At 67.3% G+C, this 18,670-nt stretch carries 17 protein-coding genes; 7 read left to right on the forward strand and 10 right to left on the reverse strand.

The window, feature by feature from the left end:
• Positions 1 to 155: 155 nt before the first annotated feature.
• The gene (locus ACM1PE_RS15215; RefSeq protein WP_419343713.1) at positions 156 to 2,165 is read left to right on the forward strand and encodes a DUF4034 domain-containing protein; all 2,010 of its coding nucleotides are present in this window, start codon (positions 156 to 158) and stop codon (positions 2,163 to 2,165) included.
• 2 nt (positions 2,166 to 2,167) lie between these two features.
• On the forward strand, positions 2,168 to 4,015 hold the full coding sequence (locus ACM1PE_RS15220) for a M48 family metalloprotease (RefSeq protein WP_419343714.1): 1,848 nt from the start codon (positions 2,168 to 2,170) through the stop codon (positions 4,013 to 4,015).
• Between the two features lie 57 nt (positions 4,016 to 4,072).
• Here the strand turns inward: ACM1PE_RS15220 and ACM1PE_RS15225 are convergent, their stop codons facing one another.
• A complete protein-coding gene (locus ACM1PE_RS15225; protein WP_059373308.1) occupies positions 4,073 to 5,218 on the reverse strand; it encodes an alpha-hydroxy acid oxidase in 1,146 nt (381 codons plus the stop codon).
• Positions 5,219 to 5,380: 162 nt separating this feature from the next.
• On the opposite strand from ACM1PE_RS15225, the gene ACM1PE_RS15230 reads away from it, so the two are divergent.
• Together ACM1PE_RS15230 and ACM1PE_RS15235 are read left to right on the forward strand one after the other, a co-directional pair.
• Positions 5,381 to 5,719 carry a hypothetical protein gene (locus tag ACM1PE_RS15230; protein ID WP_059373310.1) on the forward strand — a complete coding sequence of 113 codons (339 nt, stop codon included), beginning with the start codon at positions 5,381 to 5,383 and terminating at the stop codon, positions 5,717 to 5,719.
• 111 nt (positions 5,720 to 5,830) lie between these two features.
• Positions 5,831 to 6,262 carry a VOC family protein gene (locus ACM1PE_RS15235; protein WP_419343715.1) on the forward strand — a complete coding sequence of 144 codons (432 nt, stop codon included), beginning with the start codon at positions 5,831 to 5,833 and terminating at the stop codon, positions 6,260 to 6,262.
• Between the two features lie 28 nt (positions 6,263 to 6,290).
• On the opposite strand, the gene ACM1PE_RS15240 is transcribed toward ACM1PE_RS15235, so the two are convergent.
• Complete coding sequence (locus ACM1PE_RS15240; protein WP_059373314.1) at positions 6,291 to 6,707, reverse strand: VOC family protein; 417 nt, start codon at positions 6,705 to 6,707, stop codon at positions 6,291 to 6,293.
• Entirely contained in the window at positions 6,704 to 8,719 is a 2,016-nt protein-coding gene (locus ACM1PE_RS15245) for an aminotransferase class I/II-fold pyridoxal phosphate-dependent enzyme (RefSeq protein ID WP_419343716.1), read from the reverse strand. The genes ACM1PE_RS15240 and ACM1PE_RS15245 overlap by 4 nt, the downstream gene beginning before the upstream one ends.
• 90 nt (positions 8,720 to 8,809) lie before the next feature.
• Between ACM1PE_RS15245 and ACM1PE_RS15250 the strand changes: the two genes are divergently transcribed.
• Positions 8,810 to 10,513, forward strand: a complete 1,704-nt coding sequence (locus ACM1PE_RS15250) for a M24 family metallopeptidase (RefSeq protein WP_419343717.1) — start codon at positions 8,810 to 8,812, stop codon at positions 10,511 to 10,513.
• A 23-nt stretch (positions 10,514 to 10,536) separates the two neighbouring features.
• On the opposite strand, the gene ACM1PE_RS15255 is transcribed toward ACM1PE_RS15250, so the two are convergent.
• From ACM1PE_RS15255 to ACM1PE_RS15265, 3 genes are all read right to left on the reverse strand, one after another.
• Complete coding sequence (locus ACM1PE_RS15255; RefSeq protein ID WP_419343718.1) at positions 10,537 to 11,280, reverse strand: NAD(P)-dependent oxidoreductase; 744 nt, start codon at positions 11,278 to 11,280, stop codon at positions 10,537 to 10,539.
• 35 nt (positions 11,281 to 11,315) lie between these two features.
• Complete coding sequence (locus ACM1PE_RS15260; protein ID WP_419343719.1) at positions 11,316 to 13,229, reverse strand: B12-binding domain-containing radical SAM protein; 1,914 nt, start codon at positions 13,227 to 13,229, stop codon at positions 11,316 to 11,318.
• A 111-nt stretch (positions 13,230 to 13,340) separates the two neighbouring features.
• Entirely contained in the window at positions 13,341 to 13,901 is a 561-nt protein-coding gene (locus ACM1PE_RS15265) for a hypothetical protein (RefSeq protein ID WP_419343720.1), read from the reverse strand.
• A gap of 170 nt (positions 13,902 to 14,071) precedes the next feature.
• Here ACM1PE_RS15265 and ACM1PE_RS15270 point away from each other — a divergent pair, with 170 nt between their 5' ends.
• On the forward strand, positions 14,072 to 14,476 hold the full coding sequence (locus tag ACM1PE_RS15270) for a hypothetical protein (protein ID WP_419343721.1): 405 nt from the start codon (positions 14,072 to 14,074) through the stop codon (positions 14,474 to 14,476).
• 16 nt (positions 14,477 to 14,492) lie between these two features.
• Here ACM1PE_RS15270 and ACM1PE_RS15275 read toward each other — a convergent pair whose 3' ends face one another.
• Positions 14,493 to 15,668 (reverse strand): sensor domain-containing diguanylate cyclase, encoded by a 1,176-nt coding sequence (locus ACM1PE_RS15275; RefSeq protein ID WP_251881459.1) that lies wholly within the window; start codon positions 15,666 to 15,668, stop codon positions 14,493 to 14,495.
• A gap of 243 nt (positions 15,669 to 15,911) precedes the next feature.
• Here ACM1PE_RS15275 and ACM1PE_RS15280 point away from each other — a divergent pair, with 243 nt between their 5' ends.
• Positions 15,912 to 16,847 (forward strand): DNA/RNA non-specific endonuclease, encoded by a 936-nt coding sequence (locus tag ACM1PE_RS15280; RefSeq protein WP_419343722.1) that lies wholly within the window; start codon positions 15,912 to 15,914, stop codon positions 16,845 to 16,847.
• Between the two features lie 17 nt (positions 16,848 to 16,864).
• Here ACM1PE_RS15280 and ACM1PE_RS15285 read toward each other — a convergent pair whose 3' ends face one another.
• The 3 genes from ACM1PE_RS15285 to ACM1PE_RS15295 form a co-directional block, all read right to left on the reverse strand.
• The gene (locus tag ACM1PE_RS15285) at positions 16,865 to 17,254 is read right to left on the reverse strand and encodes a VOC family protein (protein ID WP_118932125.1); all 390 of its coding nucleotides are present in this window, start codon (positions 17,252 to 17,254) and stop codon (positions 16,865 to 16,867) included.
• A 69-nt stretch (positions 17,255 to 17,323) separates the two neighbouring features.
• Entirely contained in the window at positions 17,324 to 17,776 is a 453-nt protein-coding gene (locus ACM1PE_RS15290; RefSeq protein ID WP_419343723.1) for a helix-turn-helix transcriptional regulator, read from the reverse strand.
• A 73-nt stretch (positions 17,777 to 17,849) separates the two neighbouring features.
• Complete coding sequence (locus ACM1PE_RS15295; RefSeq protein WP_419343724.1) at positions 17,850 to 18,653, reverse strand: hypothetical protein; 804 nt, start codon at positions 18,651 to 18,653, stop codon at positions 17,850 to 17,852.
• Between the last annotated feature and the right edge of the window lie 17 nt (positions 18,654 to 18,670).

Raw genomic sequence — 18,670 nt, forward strand, 5'->3', positions numbered from 1 at the left:
CCCAGCAGGGCCTGAACGTGAAGCCGGCGCCCGTTTTCTATTTGTCATATTTTTTGCCATTTTGTCGCATCGGTTTCGCAAACTTGCGCCCAACTAAGGCATCATCTGCCCGCCCCGCCCGCGGGTAAATCACGTCCCCTTCATCAGGTGCCTCCTTGCAATCCCTCTCCTCCATCCGCCGCGACGTCCGCGCCCTGGTTCAATCCCGCGCCTACGCGCAGCTCGACGCCTATTACGCCGACCTGGAACAGCAAGACTGGGCGGACACGGAAAACCCCGGCGCGCCCTATTTCGAGGCGGCCAATTCCGGCACGCTGTTCGACTATTCGACCGTGTCGTACCAGGACGCTTCGGACTTTCTGCAAGCCTGGATAGCCGCCTGCCCGGACTCGTATCACGCGCAGTTGGTGATGGGCAATTTCTGCTATGGCCGCGCGGCCGATATACGCGGTTATGGCTGGGCGGACAGCGTGACCCAGGACCGTTGGCTGGGCGCGGCGCTGGCTTGTGAAAGCTCTGCGGCGGCGCTGCTGCAGGCGATGGCGCTTTCTCCGCGCCCGATTGCAGCCTGCGTGACGATGATGCAGCTGGCCGCGCATTTCAAGGAACCCTACTGGCTGCGCGCGCTGTTCACGGGTAATCCGCCCGCGACCTTGACGCATGACGACATCGAGGAAGAAGGCCTGATGGATGCGGCGCTGGCGCATCTGGCGTCAGTGGGCGTGCCGCGACTCGCGCATGCGCCGCAAGCCTTGCCGGCCTGGCTGGCGCCGCGCGCCGAGCACGAAATGGATCAGGCCAAGGATTACTGGCTGCTGCGTGCGCTGGAACTGCGGCCCGGGCATCTGGGTGCGTTGACGGCCTACGCGCAGTACCTGCAACCGCGTTGGGGCGGCAGCTACGAGGACATCGACGGCATGGCCGGCGGCCCGCTATGCGCGGCGCTGACGGAGCCGCAGCGCAATGCGATCCGCTGGATCGGGATTTATGACTCGCTGGACAGCTATCCGGAACCGGACGACACCGAGGCGGTCGACGAGTACCGCCGCATTTTCGAGTCGTTCCTGGCGCGCGAGCTTCGGCCGACCGAGCGTGGCATGGCCTTGGGCTACTACGCGCAGTTCGCCAGCTATTCGCTGCAGGACCAGGCGCGCGCCCGCGCTTTGCATGGCCAAAGCGTGGCGGCATTCGGGCCGAACGAGTATTTCGCGCAGGTGGACGGGCCGTTCCGCAGCTTCGCGCATGTGAGCATCATCCATCACCAGCCCGACGACGACGGCGCGTTCAAGCGCGTGCTGGAACGCATGTGCGGCTGGGATCAAGTGGCCACGGCGCATGCGCTGGCGGCCGTGGCGCATCAGTTCGGCCGCTGGGGTTTTGCTCAGGATCCGGCGCGAGCTCAGCAGCTGCTGGACCGCGCAGCGGTACTGGCGGCGGACCAGATGGATGACGATTTCAACGTGCTGGCGGCCGCCGCGATGCTATGGGATGGCGGTGACCATGAGCAGGGCTATTTCCTGTCGCGGCAGTTGGCGGATCGGCGCGTGCCGGACGCCGCCTGCAGCATGTACGACATCCACCGTGGGTTCCGCGACAACACGCCCGACAGCTACCTGGACAACGAAGTGCGCGACCATTGGCTGGCGCGCGCGGTGGAGGACGGTTCGCCGCTGGCGAAGTACAACATGGCCCATCGCAATATCTTCGACGGCGAGATGGACTTTTCGCGCCGCGAGAACCTGGACCGGGTGTTGTGGCTGCTGCAAGGCGCACGCGAGGAGCCGCGCGCGGAGGCGCTGGCCCGCCTGCGCATCGGCGTGCTGCTGCGCGACCACGGCACCGAGCAGGAGCAGCAGGAAGGCGTGCGCGCCTACCTGCGCCCGCTGGTCGAGGAAGACGACGACTGGCGCGCCGGGCGCGCCAGCGCCGAGATCGCGCTGGCCTACACGCATGGCCGCGGCGCCAAGAAGAACCGCTTTGCCGCGATCGAATGGGCGCAGCATGCCTGCCGTCTGCAGCCGGACGACGAGGACATCGAAGACATCCAGGCTCAGGTGATGAACTCGCACAGCCTGGTCAAGACCATAGGCACGGTGTTCGGCGCCTATCTGGGCCGCGGCGGCGTGTCGGCCGAAGACCTGCCGCCCAAGCCGGCCGCGCAGTAAGCATGGCGCGCGGCAGCCTGTCGGGATTGAAGCTGTCTGCCCGGCTATGGCTGGGCGATGCCGCCTTGGCGGGCGCCGGCGTGGCGCTATGCACGGCGCCCGCATGGCTGTACGCAGCCTTGCCGGGAGTGCTGGGCATGGCTGCGGCGGCGTTGACGCTGCCCCTGCCGTTCGCGGGCTGGGCGATGCTGCGGCTGCCTTTTGCCGCGCGCCCGCCAGGCGCGGAGGACGGCATACGCCTGCAACCCGAAGACGCTCCCGCGCTGTTCCGCGAGATCGAGCAAGTGCGCGCCCGCCTGGGTGCGCCGGCGCTGGATGCCGTCTACCTGAACGGCGAGTTCAACGCCAGCATCCGGCAGCACCGGCGCCTGCTGGGCCGCACGCGCAACGTGCTGTGGCTGGGACAGCCGCTGCTGGAGATGCTCTCGGCCGAGTCCTGCCGCGCCATCCTGGCGCATGAATGCGCGCATATCGCGGGCAGCCACGGGCGCTACGCCAGCCGGGTGTACTTTGCGCGCCTGCAATGGCAAGAAGCCGCAAGGCAGCTGGAACGGCGCAAGGGGCTGTCGACGGGACCGCTGCGCCTCTTCATGAATTGGCACGTGCCGCGCTTTTTGGCGGCGAGCCTGGATTTTGCGCGGGAGTGCGAGTACGAGGCCGATGCGCAGTCTGCGCTAGCCTGTGGCGCCGATGCCGCAGCGAGCGCGCTGCTGGCCGTGTCCTTGCAGGGCCGGGTCTTGCGCGAGTATTGGCCGGACGTCTACGCACAAGCCTCTGACGCACAGCCACCCTCGCCACATGCGCGGCTGGCGGGCGCGGCCGAGCTGCCCTGCCCTCGCGACGAGGCCGAAGCGCAGGCCTGGCTGCATCAGGCGCTGTGCATCCCAACCGCCGATGACGACACGCATCCTTCCCTGTCGGACCGTCTGGCCGCGCTGCATGCAGCCAGCGCCAGTCCCCTGCCCTGGCGCCGCGCCGCGCCCAATGCCGCTGAAGCATGGCTGGCCGACCAGCGCCTGCCCCTGGCCCGTGCGCTGGATGAATCGCAGCGCGACGCCATTGAGCAGGCCACCCGCGAGGCGCAAAATGAAAGCGACGAAGCCATTGCCGGCCATCACGAGCTGCTGCGCAAGCAGCGCCTGCGCACACTGTCGGCCGACGAACGGGCGCGCATGGCCTGGTACGCCGACACGCTGACCGGCGACGCGGACGGCGCCGCCGCCATGCTCGAACAGAATTTGCAGGATCATCCCGGCCACCTGCCCACGCTGTGCCAACTGGCCGCGCTACAGCTACGACGGGCTGCCCACCAGACCAACGCCGAGACTTCGCGCCTGGAAGCAGGCGCCGAGGCGCTATGGCAGCAAGCCATCGAGCAACCCGGCCTCCATCGCCAGCCCTGCCTGCGCCAGTTGACGGCAGCGGCGCTACGGCGCGGTGATGCCAGCCAAGCGCAAGCTTGGCGGGTGGAGGCGGACAGGCTGCAGCGGCAGCTCCAGACCGAGGACGGCCACGCGCGCTACCAACCGCATGGTCTCAGTGAATCCGAACTGCGCAAATTCGCCGACACGCTGGATCCGCTGCTGCGCGCCGCCACCGGCGTCTGGCTGCTGCGCGACGCCGGCAACGGCCATCTCGCGCTGCTGGTGCTGGCGCGGGATTCGGCATGGGCGCGCGCCATCGGCAAACTGACGGGCGAACAAAGCTATTTGCGGCGCGATTGCGAGATGCTGCTGGCGCGGCTGCTGCCGCGCCTGCGCCTGCCTGTCGAACCGGTGCTTATGGAAGCCGGCGATCCCTTGCTGAGCCAGTGCACACCGGCCGGCCTGCTGCGCCGGACCGGCGCCTGAGCGGCTCGAACACCGAACGCGGCCTATCCTGCCCGATCCGCGAACCGCGATGCCCGATCAGCGGAACCGCAGGTGCCGCCGCTGCAGTTCGGCGACGGTCCTGCAGCCCATCAGCTTCATGGCCCGCTCGATCTCGACCCGCATCAGTTCCAGCGCGCGCTCCACGCCCGGCCGGCCCGCGGCCGCCAACGGGAACAAATAGTAGCGGCCCAGCCCCACGGCCTTGGCGCCCAGCGCCAGGGCCTTGAGCACGTGGGTGCCGCGCTGCACGCCGCCGTCCATCATCACGTCGATGCGGTCACCAACCGCGTCGACGATTTCCGCGAGCTGGTCGAAGGCGCTGCGCGATCCGTCCAATTGGCGGCCGCCGTGGTTGGACAGCACGATGCCGGTGCAGCCGATGTCGGCCGCGCGCCTGGCGTCTTCCACCGACATCACGCCCTTCAGGCAGAATTGCCCGCCCCATTCCTGCACCATCGCGGCGACGTCGTCCCAGGTCATAGCCGGGTCCAGCATGTCGGTGAAGTAGCGGCTGATGGACATGGCGCCGCCGCCCATGTCGACGTGGGTGTCCAGCTGCGGCAGCCGGAAGCGTTCGTGGGTGAGGTAGTTGAGCGCCCAGGCGGGCTTGATGGCGAACTGCGCGATGCCGGCCAGGTTGAGCCTGAACGGAATGGCGAAGCCGGTGCGCTTGTCGCGCTCGCGGTTGCCGCCTGTGATGCTGTCCACGGTCAGCATCATGACCTGCACGCCGGCCTCTTTGGCGCGGGCCATCATCTCGCGGTTCAGGCCGCGATCCTTGTGGAAGTAGAACTGGTAGACCTGGGGGCCGCCGCTGATCTTGCGGGCTTCTTCCAGGCTGACGGTGCCCAGCGAGGACACGCCGAACATGGTGCCGAACTTGCCCGCGGCGGCGGCCACGGCGCGTTCGCCGTCATGATGGAACAGGCGCTGCAAGGCGGTGGGCGAGCAATAGACCGGCAGCGCCAGCTTCTGGCCCATGACCGTCACCGACATGTCCACCTCCGCCACGCCGCGCAGCACGTCGGGCAGCAGGTCGCAGGATTCGAAGGCCGCGGTGTTGCGGCGGTAGGTGGTTTCATCGTCGGCGGCGCCGTCGATGTAATTGAAGATGGGGCCTGGCAGCCGCTGGCGGGCCATGCGGCGAAAGTCGTGGAAGTTCTGGCACTGGTTCAGACGCATGGGTGGACCTTTATCGACACTACACGTACAGATAGCCTGAGCCCCCGGATGGAGCGGGACGAATTGTAGACCGACGGCCGCATTTCCCGGCGCGTCGAAGCGGCCGCCACCAAAGATCGTGTTAAATGCGGGCTCTTGCTTCTTGAACGGACTTGGCCCGCAATGCCCCATCCCCTGCTAAAACCGGCCGCCTGGATCGCCGCCGCCGTGCTGTCGCTGCCCGCGGCAACCGCCTTGGCGCAGCAGAACCTGGAGCGGGCCACCTCCCTGGCCCAGATCCACGCCATCATGGAGTATTGCAAGGTGCTCACCCCTGAACTGCTGGAGATCCTGAAGAAGCGGCAGCAGTCGGCAACGCGCGAGTCCGGCGTGTCGTCGCTGGCATTCGATGCGGAGTATCTGCGCGCCTACACCAAGGCGCGCAAGGACATGGCGGATTTCGGAGAGGAAGAAAAGGAACTGACCTGCCAGCCCATGCGGGCCATGGCCGGCCAGGACTGAGCGGGCATCGCCACGCGCCCGAATGGCTGTGCGGCGCCTTGAAACATGGCGCCGCCAGGCGTAGTCTCACATCGCTGATTCTTCTCCCACTGCCAAAGCCAGGAGCGATTCATGGCGCAAAAAGAACGACACAAGGGCCGCTTGATCGATCACATCGGGCTGGTCGTGCGCGACCTGCCCGCCAGCAAGGCGTTCTACACGGCGGTCTTCGATGCGTTGAAGATTCCCATCGGCGGCTCCGACGGCGCAGACTTCTGGACGGACGAGCTGTTCATTTCGTCGCGCGGCAGCGCCGAGGTGCGGGGCGAACTCACCGGCCGCATCCACCTGGCCTTCCAGGCGGAAGACCAGGCCATGGTGGATGCCTTCTACAAGGCGGCGATGGCGCACGGCGGCCGGGATAACGGCCCACCGGGCGAGCGCGCCACCTACCATCCCGGCTACTACGCCGCGTTTGTGCTGGACCCGGACGGCAACAACATCGAAGCCGTCACCCGCGCGGGCGCACAGCGCAGTGCGGCTTCGGTGCGGATCACTTACTGAACGCACCGCCCGCGCCCGAGGCCGGCTGTCATGTCGCGCCCCGCGGCGCCTGGATCATCTTCCAGCCATTGCCCGCCGGATCGCGGAAGCCCGCGTCCACGCTGCCGTAGCGTTCGATGGGTTCCTGCGTGAACTCGACGCCCAGGGCCTGCAACCGGGCATAGTCTGCGCGGCAGTCGGCCACATGCAGGACCAGGGGCGGCATGGCCCCCTTCGCCACCATGGCGCGCAAGGTCTGCGCCGTGGCCTCGTCGTGGATGGGCGGGCCGGGCGCGAACAGGCCGAGCTGGAACGAGGGCTGGTCCGGATGCTGGACCGTCAGCCAGCGGTACGGTCCGTTGCGCACGTCCGTGTGGACACGGAACCCGAGCTTGTCCACGTAGAACGCCAGCGCCGCGTCCTGATCATCCACGTATATGCCCGCCACATTGATGCCTGAGTTCATGAGACCTCCTTGGTTGATGGCGGCAATTTACCGTCAGCCTCGCGGCGGCGCTTCTCCAAAACAGCGATGTTGAGATCAGGGCGCTGCGCGGCCTTCGCAACGCAACCGGGCATGCGGTCCAACAGCGGCGTTCCCTCCCGCGCCTGCGCCCGCATGGCGCTGGGGCTGAGACCGGTAATGTCGCGGAAGATGCGGCTATAGGTGCCCAGGCTTTCCCAGCCGGTGGCGTAGGCGATTTCCGTGACGCTCCGCTCCGTGTCCCGCAGCATGGCCACGCTTTGCTCGATACGCCGCGTCAGCAGATAGCGGTGCGGCGGCAGGCCGAAGGCGCGCTTGAAGGAATGCGCAAAATGGGCCTTGGAGATGCCGCTGACATCGGCCAGGCGCTCCACCGGCCAGGCCTCGTGCGAGGCCGCGTCCATGCGGTCCTTGACGCGCAGCAGGCGGCGCAGCAAGCCCGGATCCTGCTGCGCGCCCGCGCCTGGCGCGGTTTGCGCCAGCAGCGTTCCCAGCTTCAACAGGGCGTCTTCCTGCACCGTGCTATAGCCCACCACCACGCCCGGCGCCAGATCCACCGTGCGGCAGAAGTCCGCCACCGGCTGCATGCCCACGCCCGCGGCCCGCGCCGCCGCCACGGCCTGCGCCACATCCCAGCCCGGAGGCAGCCACCACAGCAGGTGAAAGCCCGCGTGCTCGCCACCGACGCGTAACGCATCGCTGCCGACGGCCTGGCGCAAGGCGCGCAGCACGGCGTCGCGCCGTCGCGCGTACACGCCGCGCGCCTTGCGCACGTGGCGCGCGAAACTGCCGTCCTGCAGGAACGCCGCCAGCGTCATTTGCTCGATGATGCTGGGCGAGCGCCCCGCGCGGCGGCGCGCCTGCACGAAAGCGGCCGCCAATTCCTTGGGAACCACCGCATAGCCGATGCGCAGCGCGTTGAACAGGGTCTTGTTGAAACTGCCGCAATGGATGACGCGGTCGGCCGTGTCCAGGCTTTTCAGGGCGGCCAGCGGCGCGCCGTCGTAGCTGAATTCGCTGTCGTAGTCGTCCTCGACGATCCAGCAGCCGGCCTGCGCGGCCCAGTCCAGCAGCTCCAGACGGCGGGACACGGGCATGGTGGCGCCAGTGGGCGCCTGGTGCGCGGGCGTGACGTGCACCAGCTTCACGCCGCGCTGGCGCCGCGCCTGCGCCACCGGAAAACCTTCGGCGTCGATGGCCAAGGGAACGATGTGCCGCGTGTACTGGCCAAAGATGGGTTCGGCGTTCAGGTAGCCCGGATCCTCGATCAGCACCTTGTCCTGCGGCTGCAGCAGGAGATGGCCGCAGAGGTCCAGGCCGTCGCGGATGCCGCCCAGGACGATGACCTGGTCCGGATCGCAGCTGATGCCGCGGGCCGCGCCCAGGTAGCGGGCGATCTGCTCGCGCAAGGGGCGCCAGCCTTGTGGTTCATCGTTGGCAAGCTGGGCCGGCGTGACGCGCCGCGCGCTGGTCATCAGCCCCTTGCGCCAGCGTTCCATGGGAAAGAGCGCGGCGTCGGCGCTGCGGGAATAGAACTGGGAGTTGGGCTGCGTCGGCGCGAAGATCGCATCCATGTGCGGGGCGGACCCGGGTGCGCCGACCGTTGGCCCGCCTGCTTGCGTTGCCGGCCGCGGCCCCGGGGTCTGGGACGTTGCGGCGCCCTCGCCCGGCAACCCCGCCCGGAAAAAGTTGTCCGGAATCACCGCCGCCACATGAGTGCCCGAACCGACCGTGCCCGCGGTATAGCCTTCGCTGCGCAATTGATCGTAGGCAGCCTCGACCGTGGAGCGCGCAATGTGCCAGCGCCCGGCCAGGCTGCGCGTGGACGGCAGGCGCGCACCGGACGGCAGCGCGCCCTTCAGTATGCGTTCTCGGATCTCGCGGTAGACCCAGGCCTGCTTGGATTCCCCGGGCCGCGCGGCGTCCATCGGCAGATCCAGGCTGGCTTCCTGGCGTTTCGCGCCTGGCTGCGCTACGGAAAGTGGCTTGTTCATATTGGCAGAAATGGCTCTATTCCACGTAGCCATTCTATCGGTAGATTGACTGCCTGAGCCCCTAGCGGGGCAAATTTCCTGGAACCCGCCATGACCGTCACTGCGCCCTGCCACACCATCACCCTGGAGACCGGCCCCTTCGTCGCGGACGGCACGACCTCGATCCTGGAGGCAGCGCTGGCCCAGGGGATACCCGTGCCCTTCTCCTGTCAGCGCGGGGCCTGCGGCTCGTGCCGCGCCGTGGTCGTGGCGGGCAGCTATGAGCGTATCGCCCCGCCCGCGGACGGCAGCTACCAGACCGCCAGCGACGAGTTGCTGATGTGCCAGTGCCGCGCCGCCAGCGACCTGACGCTGCGCTTCCCGCATTGGCGCGCCCCCGAAGAACCCAGGCCGCCGCGCAGCGCCCGCGTGGCGTCGCGCCTGCCGCTGGCGCCGGACGTCACCCAGCTCATCGTCGAGTTGCAGGACGGGGAAGACTACGGCTACCTGCCCGGCCAGCATGCCCGGCTGATCCTGGACGGCGGCGCCCGCCGCAACTTTTCGATAGCGAATGCGCCCGGCGCGGCGGGGCCTGCCCGGCTGGAGTTCCACATCCGCCGCATGCCCGGCGGCGCCTTCACCGATGGCATTCTTCCCGGTCTCCAGCCCGGCGACATGCTGACCCTGGACGGCGCGCAAGGCGGCTGCACCTGGCCCGCAGAGATGCCTGCCGGCATCGATCACCTGGTGCTGCTGGCCACCGGCACGGGCTATGCGGGCGTGGCTCCCATCCTTATGGCAGCGTTGCAAAGCCGCGCGGTGAAGACGGTGACTTTGTACTGGGGCGGACGCACGCCGGACGATTGCTACGCCGGGCAGATGCTGGATGCCTTGCAGGGCAAGGGCGAGGGGTTCCAGTGGCATGCGGTGCTGTCCCAGGCCGATAGCGCAGGTGGCCGGCCCCGCCGCCACGTGCAGGACGCCGCCATCGCCGCGGGCCATGACTGGTCCCGCAGCCTGGTCTACGCCTGCGGCAATCCGGCAATGGTGCAGGCTGCCCGCGACCGCCTGCTGGCGGCCGGCCTGCCCTCCGAACGCTACCGGTCCGAAGCCTTCCACCCCGCAGCCGGGGACGCGGCCAGCGTCGCGCCGCAGCGCGAGGCGCACCCCTGGGAACGCCTCAGTCCGCGCTATACGCTGGCAGGCATCCTGGACGCGCGCCGGCGATCCATGCAGGCGGTGGCGGAAATCGCCGCGCTGATGCGCCCCGGCATGACCACGCGCGAGGCCATCGCCACGGCGGATGAGCACCTGCGTCAAATGGGAGCATCCAACAACTGGCACCCGACCTATGTGCGCTTCGGCCCGGACACGCAATCGCCGCCCGTCCAGCGCACCGACTACGACCGCAAGCTGCAGGCGCACGACATCTTCGTACTGGACATCGGCCCGGTGTGGGACGGCCACGAGGGCGACTACGGCGACACCTTCGTGCTGGGTGCGGATGCGGACCGCCTGCGCTGCGCCGAGGCCGCGCGCGAGGTCTTCCGGCGCGCACGCCTGGCATGGCTGGAAGGCCTGACGGGAGCCGCGCTATACGACCGTGCCTCGGAATATGCACGCGAGCATGGCTGCGAACTGGTGCGCGAGATTCCCGGACACCGGGTGTCGGATTTCCCGCATGCGCTGTACGGCAAGCATTTGCTGGCGCAGGCGGACTTCGTGCCCGCCGACGGCATCTGGGTGCTGGAGATCCAGGTGCGCGATGCGCAGCGGCCGATCGGCGCGTTCTACGAAGATGTGCTGCTGCGTTAGGGCGGCGTCCCGATCCAGTCCGGCTAGGCCATGCCCTGGTCGTAGATCACCGGCATCCGCCCCTTCCACCGGTTCCATGTGGCCGCGTCGGTGGCCAGCTCGGCCATGAAGTGCGCCACATGGATGCGGCTTGTCGCCCCTGCGTTGAAGATGGCGCTGCGGGTGGGCGAAGGATGCACCTCATAGCCGGTGGCTGCGGCGCCATCGCGCAGGCTGTCGGGCCGGACCACGGCCCACTCGACCATGCCGTCAGCCTGGCCCACTTGCGTGCGCAGATAATCCGAAGCCTGTTCGTTGTCGGCGTGTGGCGGCACTAGCAGACGCACGAACCCGACCACGCATTTCTGGCCGAACGAAACAGGCTCCGCCAGATCGCGGTTGCTGTTGCCCGCCGTGTTCATGAGCACGAATCTGACCGGCGCGTCCGGCCGGTTCGCCCGGATCGCCGTACACAAGCGTCGGGCCGCATCCGCCACCAACCTGCGAGGCGCGCCGTACATGCCCTTCAGGGTCATGTTGTGGCCCAGGCAGGACAGCACCGCTGTGCAGCCGCTGGCGCACCGGGCAATCTCGGCGTCGCCAAGTTCCAGGACGCTGGCCTGTATGAGCGACAGCCTGGCATCGCCAGCGAGGTCCGCAAGCGCGCCGGGAGACCGCAGGATGGCCCGGACTTGCTGCCCGCGATCGAGCAGCTGCCTCACGAGCAGCCGCCCCGTTGCTCCGCTTGCTCCGACCACCAGCACTGCCATCGCCGCTCCGACGGTCATTTCCGTGCTGCGGATTATAGGGGTGGCGCGCCGCCCTAACCGCGCTGGCTCAATGCCCGGCCGATCCGGTGCTTCGATACCGTGGTCTTCGGCACATGGAACGGGAACCAGCTACGCACGTCCTCGTCCAGCCCGATGCCATGCATGTAGTTGTAGATGGCCTTCTTCAGCGCGCGGCCCAGCGCGTCGTGATCCACGCCGGTAGGGTCATGGAAGCCGACGTCGTTCTTGGCGAAGGTGATCGGCGGCAAGGGCTTGAGGGTAACGCCGTATTCCTCGGGGTTCTGCCCCACGGGCGAATGCACTGTACAGGCGAATCGGTGGAAAAAGCCGCTCTGGATGCAGCCATTGTCGAACAGTTGCCGCACGTACTCCAGCGCATCCACGGTATCTTGCACGGTCTGCGTGGGAAAGCCGTACATCAGGTAGGCATGCACCAGGATGCCGGCGTCGGTGAAGGCGCGCGTGACCCGCGCCACCTGATCCACCGAGACGCCTTTCTTCATCAGGTTCAGCAGGCGGTCCGAGGCGACCTCCAGGCCGCCCGATACTGCGATACAGCCGCTGTCGGCCAGCAGTTCGCAGAGTTCGGGGCTGAAGGTCTTTTCGAAGCGGATGTTGCCCCACCATGAAATATCGGTATTGCGCGCAATCAGCTCGGTCGCCAGCGCCTTGAGCGACTTGGGCGGCGCGGCCTCGTCGACGAAATGGAAGCCGGTCTGCCCGGTTTCGCGCACGATGGCCTCGATGCGGTCGGCCAGCACCGCGGCGGATGCGCCTTCGTAGCGGTCGATGTAGTCCAGGCTGACGTCGCAGAAGCTGCATTTCTTCCAATAACAGCCATGCGCCACGGTCAGCTTGTTCCAGCGCCCGTCGCTCCACAGCCGGTTCATGGGATTCAGCATGTCCAGCAGCGACAGGTAGCGGTCCAGCGGCAGCCCGTCCCAGGTGGGCGTACCCACTTCGGCAAAGGCGATATCGGGTTCGACCATGTTCACATAGCGCACCGCGCCGCTGTCCGCGTCGCGCAGGAAGGTGCGCACCAGACGCTGGCGCGAGCGTTTGCCCTGCAGGTGTTCCAGGAGCGACAGCAAGGGACGCTCGCCCGCGTCCAGGGTCACGTAGTCGAAGTAATCGAAGACCCGCGGGTCCTTCAGTTCGCGCAGTTCGGTGTTGACGAAGCCGCCGCCCAACACGGTGACGATGCCGGGATCGTGCGCCTTGATGGTCTGGGCGATGCGGAAGGCGGCATAGACCGCGCCGGGAAACGGTACGGAAAGCAGCACCACGGTGGGCGTGTGGCGGGCCAGCGCTTCCGCGGTCAGGCTGCGCAGCATGTCGTCCACCAGCGTGGGCGGCGCCGCCAGCGCCTGGGCCAGCGGGTCGAACGTGGGCTGGCTGCCCGCCAGCGACTCGGCATAGCGCACGAACTCGAAGCGCGGATCCACCGCGTCCCGCAGCACGTCGGCCAGGTCGTTCAGATACAGCGTCGCCAGGTGCTTGGCGCGGTCATGCAGGCCCAGGGCGCCGAAGGCCCAGCCCAGCGGATCGCCGCCGTCTTCGTCCAGATACGCGTCCAGCGAGCTGAAGCGCGGCCCCTCGGGCAGGAAATGGCGGCCGACGATACGGTGCGCCAGCGTCGAATCGCGGCCCTGCAGGAAGGCGATCACCGGCCCGATGGTCGCCAGGTAGCGCGCCTGCTGCGCCACGAAGGACTGGACCGCGGGACTGTGCTTGTTCGCCGGCAAGGCGGCGACGCGTTCCGCCACGGCGCGCAGGCCGTCGGCCGACAGCAGGCGCAGCACCAGGGCCAGCGCCAGGTCTTCCTGGAACGAGGTCACGTCGCGCGACCGCAGAAAGCCGGTCAGGTAGGCGGTGGACGGATACGGAGTATTGAGCTGCGTCATCGGCGGAATGACCGACAGCACGCGTAGAGGCAAAGAGGACATGAAACACGGCAAGATTGCCGTCGAAGCGAGGATCGGGGCCATTATAGGCAGCGCGGCGGGACCGGCCCCGCCGGCCGGACTACGCCCGACGGGTTGCGCCGGACACAGACCTCAAAGATCGCCGAGCACGCGGGGATCGAATCGCCAGCGGTGGCTGCCATTCACGCAGCACACCGCCATCGTCTCCTTATGGCGCTTCGGACCGATCTCCCTTAGCTTCAATTCCCCATCGCACACCGGGCACTGGCCGCCAATCTCCGTGTAGAAAACCTCGCCGGCGCGATTGGCCTCCAGGCTGCACATCATTAAAAACCGCGAGTAGCGCATGCGATTCAGGTCACGCCCCGTGTCCAGGCTGATGAGGCTCAGGAAAATCAGGATGAACCACCACGTCGACATCCCCCAGGCGTAGACGCCCAGGGCGGTGATCGCCAAGCCTGCCGCGCCGGCAGCCAACAGCCAGACCGTCTTGACGGGCTTGCCGCGCAGCCGCAGGGGCACAATGTGGTAGCGCTGGAATGCTTCAGCCCAGCTGCCGCGAGAGGCCGCGGCAGCTGGCGGACTGGCGGCGGGCTGCGGATTCATGGCCGGCTGCGGACTCGTCACCGCCGGCGGCGTCTGGTCCGTCGAAAAACTGCCGGTGTCCGATGCGAAGATGTTCTTGCTGGGCATGTTGCCCAGCACTCTTGCGCATTCGTCGCATACGCTGTTCTTGCCCTTGTGGGCGGCTCCGCATCTAGAGCAATGCACGCTATCCCCTCGCAGTCGAAACTTTAATCCGGCACCATTATTACCATTATTCTTGGCTTCCCGCCGCAACCCGTCCCGCCAGCAGTCACCTCATGCGCAACCGATCAGACCCATTCGCCCCGCCCCCGAAACAACGGACCGTCCGCCTCAATTCGCTGCTCTGGATCCTGGAACCGCTGGAGCGCGATGCCGGCTACCTGCGCCGCAAGATGTTCGGCTGCGATGCGGCGTATCTGGACGGCCTGCTGTATCTGGTCGCGGCCGATCGCGAGGATCCCTGGAGCGGCCTGCTGGTCTGCACCTCGCAGGAGCGCCATGAGGCGCTGATGGCGGAGTTCCCCGCCCTGCGCGTGCATCCGGTGCTGGGGAAATGGCTGTACCTGCCCCAGACCGACGAGAACTTCGAGACGACCGCAGCGCTGATGGCGCGGCTTGCGCTGGCGCGGGATCCGCGGATGGGGGTGACGCCCAGGCCCAGGTCGCGGCGCCGGACCTGATCCGCGCCGGCTGCGGTCAGCAGTTCACCGCGCTTGCGGCGGCACCCGCCAGTTCCACCCGGTTGCCGCCCAGCGCCTTGGCCTGATACAACGCCCGGTCGGCCGCGGCCAGCGCGTCGGCCAAAGGCGGAACCTTGTCCTCGAACTGCGCCAGCCCGACGCTGACGGTGGCCGGTATGCCCAGGCTGTCGTCCCGCCCGGACACCGTCACGGCGAAGCGTTGCGCCACGGCCGCGCCCAGGACCGTGGCGCGGCGCGCGTCGGGGCCGGACAGCAGCGCGGCGAACTCTTCGCCGCCGATGCGGGCAAGCAACACATCGTCGCCCAACACGCAACGCGCGCTATCCGCGAAGAATTTCAACACCTGATCGCCCGTCTGGTGGCCGTACCTGTCGTTGATGGCCTTGAACTGGTCCAGATCGAAGGCCAGCACCGCAACCGGTCCGCGCCCTGCCCCGCCCTCGATGATGCGTGCGCCCTGTTCGAAGAACCAGCGGCGATTGCCCAGCCGGGTCAGATAGTCCGTCTGCGACTCTCGCAGCAGCTGGCCATGGGTCTCCTCGCGGATCAGTTTGAGCAGCGTCATCGGCAGCACGATCGAATACAGCACGCCTTCGTACATGGTGAGGGTGCTGGCGGTCAGGTGTATGGCCGGCCCGTGCTCCGCCACCCACCACGGCAGGATGAAGGCGCGCGCGGCATAGACCAGTGCGTGGATGGTTACCGCCGCCGTTGCGATGCGCAGCGGCGTCAACGACCTGAGCGACTGGCAGCGCAGCAGTTCCCAAGCGGTCACGCCGCTGACCAACGCGATCGGGAATGCACTGATGTACTTCCAGACCAGGTCCTCCCGCTGGGTGCCGGCCGCCAGCCAGATCAGCGCCATGACGACCAGCAGGCCAATGGAAGCGCCGCGGTGGCGCCTGCCGCTCAACGAGGCCGCGCCGTTCATGAGGAGGAGATAGCCGCTGAGGACGATGAGATTGGCGACGGCCGAGCCCAGCGGGCTGGGAAGCCTCGCGCGAAACAGCGCGACAGTGCAGCCCACGGCCAGCGTGGCGAAACCCGCCGCCAGGATGCGCAATGATCCGCTGCGGCTGGGATGGGTCCGATGCTCCCAGAACGTCAGGCCTGCACTGGCGAGCAGCGTTCCGATAATGATGAAGTAAAGGGTGAGGAGATCGACGTACATCTTGAACGCGTGGGTATCGCGCCGCAGCAATCGCCGCGGCCAGCAAGAATTCTACGTGGGAAATGCCTCATGGAAACATAGCGTAACTACTGTCACAAGCCGTGTTGCGCATCATGCAACACCGGACCTCGCAGTCATCTCGGGAAACGAAAGAATCCGTGCAAGTGGCAAATTTGCCACTCATCTACAATCCGGGGCGGTGCCGATTGCCAACTGCAATCGGGCAGTAGCTCACAGGTAGTAATGACGCGCGCGAAGACACCCGCTTCCAAGAAGAGAAGTCCCCCAAGCAGATCCAAGGCCCGGGCCCGATCCCGATCCAGCGGCCGTTTCCCCCGATTCCTGAAGGCCTTGCTGTTCTCGTCGCTGGCGAGTTTCGGCGCGGCCACCTATATGCTGAATCCGCAGTGGCGGATTCCGGCGCCGGTGCAGGAAGTCATCACGCGCCTGGGCTGGCCGCAGCAACGCCAGCCCGCGGCGCCCGCGGCGGTGCCGACCGCAGCGCGGACAGGGGCGCCTGTTCAAACGATGTTTGCCGAATGCCGGCAGTTCTTTCCGCATTCGCGCCCGCCGGAAGTCCCGGGCGGCCAGAAGCTGCGGGAGGTGTGCTTCTCGGCCTTCGCCATCCTGCACGACGGGCAGACCAAGACGCCGGTATTCGTGGCGGAACGCCTGAATCGCCAGATGCTGACCCAGGCCCAGGGCATGCGCCGCACCGACAAGTTCTACGCCGAAGCGCGGCTGCCGCGCGCCGAGCGGGCCGAGCTGGACGACTACCGCGGCTCCGGCTATTCGCGCGGCCACATGGCGCCGGCAGGCGATATGTCCACGCCGGAGGCGATGGCGCAGAGCTTCTCGCTGGCCAACATGGTGCCGCAGGACCAGATTCACAACGGCGGCGCCTGGAGCAGCATCGAACAGGACACGCGCAAGTACGTGATGCGCGCCGCGGGCGACGTGTACGTCTTCACCGGCCCCGTCTATGCCGACAAGCCCAAGACCATAGGCGCGGGCGTGGCCGTGCCCACCTACATCTACAAGGTCGTGTACGACGCGACCACGGGACGCTCCTGGGTCCATTGGCAGGCCAACGCCGCCAGCACCAAGGCCGGGCCGCCCATCAGTTACGAGGAATTCGTCAAGCGCACCGGACTGCACGTGCTGCCGGCCGCAGGCTGAAGCGCGCGCCGGCAGCCTCAGCCATTCAACTGGTAGATCTGTATCAGGTTGCCGCAGGTGTCCGAGAAGATCGCGATCGTCACCGGACCCGCGGCGGTCGGATCTACCGTGAAGACCACGCCCTTCTGCTTCAGGCGTTGCGCTTCGGCCTGGATGTCGGCGCTTTCAAAGGCGGTGACGGGGATGCCGTCATTCCTGAGCGCGGTCTGGTAGGCGCTGGCCGCCGGATGGCCGTTGGGCTCCAGCACCAGCTCCAGATCGTCCGGCCCCTCGGGCGAAACCACCGTGATCCAGCGCGCGCCGCCCGCGGGAAAATCCTGCTTCTTGATAAAGCCGAGCACCTCGGTGTAGAAGCGCAGCGCCTTGTCCTGATCGTCGACAAATATGCTGTTCAGCTTGATCCTCATCGTCTCTCCTTATGCCTGGGCGCAAAATCCGGCATGACCATGGCCGGGCCGCAAAAGCCCCAGCATGGCTCAAAGCCGGCGCCGCGTCTTCTCGAAAATTGCGATAGCGGCTGGTCCGCCCATCAGCAACAGGCATGCCGGGGGATGCGGCGTCCAGTCGGGGATATGGACGACTTGGCGCAGACTGCGCTGGTATTGCGCGGGCGAGACCCCGATCCTGCGCGCGAACAGCGCGCTGAACGAGCCCAGGCTGCTGTAGCCCAGTTCCAGGCACACGTCGGTCACGGCGTGGCCATGCGCAAGCAGCCGCTGCGCGGCCGCCAGTCTTTCCCGCGTGCGGAACTGGTGCGGCGTTTCGCCGAACGCGGCCTCGAAGCGGCGGATGAAGTGAAATGGGGACATGCTCGCTTCGCGCGCGGCATCCGCGACCGAAACCTGCGCGGACCGCAGATCCGCGAGCAGGTCCCGCGCGCGGCAGAGCCGGGAAAACGCCCTGTGATCCGGACTGGCGGGCAATCGCACTGTCTGCGCTCCGTGGCGTATCGCAATCAGTGCATGTTATGCCAGCTCGCGGCACCCGCACAGCGGCGCGGGCTCACTGGCGTTCGTAGTATTCCACCTCGATGCGGTCCGCGCTGAGATAGCCGCAGAGATTGGCCGGGAAGCGCGCCCGGCTGCATGCGGAATAGGCGTTTCCGTACAGCACCGCGGTCTGGAGGAAATTGCGGCTGAGCGCCGTGCTGTCGGTCTGGATGGTACGGACGAGTTCGGCTTGCATCTGCTCGCTCGCCGTGCGCATCGGCCGCAGGATTTCCGCCTCGAACTTGCGCGCCACGCGCAACTCCGCATCGCTCGCCGGGGCGCTGGAATGCTCGGGGTCATAGGCGTCCAGCAAGTCATTCGGCGCCCGTCGCGCGCAATAGAACGCCTGGTAGTACGGCCCCGTCGCGGGCCGTTTCAGCCGCGCCTGCGCCAGGTAGTTCAACGACGGCACGTGCGAACTCCAGGAAATCAAAGTGCTGGTCGTGCCAGGCTTCACCGTGCTCACGTACACCGCCATGCAGGCGCCCAGAGGCTCGCGCCTGGATTGCAGATAAGCCAGCTTCGCAGCGGCATAGCGGTCGCTGTAGCGCAGCACGTCCTCGTAGTTGCCGCTGAGAAAGCTGCCTATGATGGCGCCTTGCACCGCCCAATTGCAGTAGCCATCGATGGACCGCCCGTCCTGGCAATACGTTGCCAATGCGCGCTGCATGCCAGGCCCCATCGCCTGAAAGCCCTGGTCCAAGGCGCTGGAATAGGCCTTATACAAGGCTTCGCTCCGTTCCGTTCCCAAACCCAGCGGCGCGCCCAAGGTCGAAGACGCCAGCACGGCCGCCATGACCGACGCGAACAATGACATATCACTTCTCCTGTTGG

It is taken from the genome of Achromobacter sp. PD1, assembly GCF_048541815.1.
GTDB classification, from domain to species: Bacteria; Pseudomonadota; Gammaproteobacteria; order Burkholderiales; family Burkholderiaceae_B; genus Achromobacter; species Achromobacter bronchisepticus_A.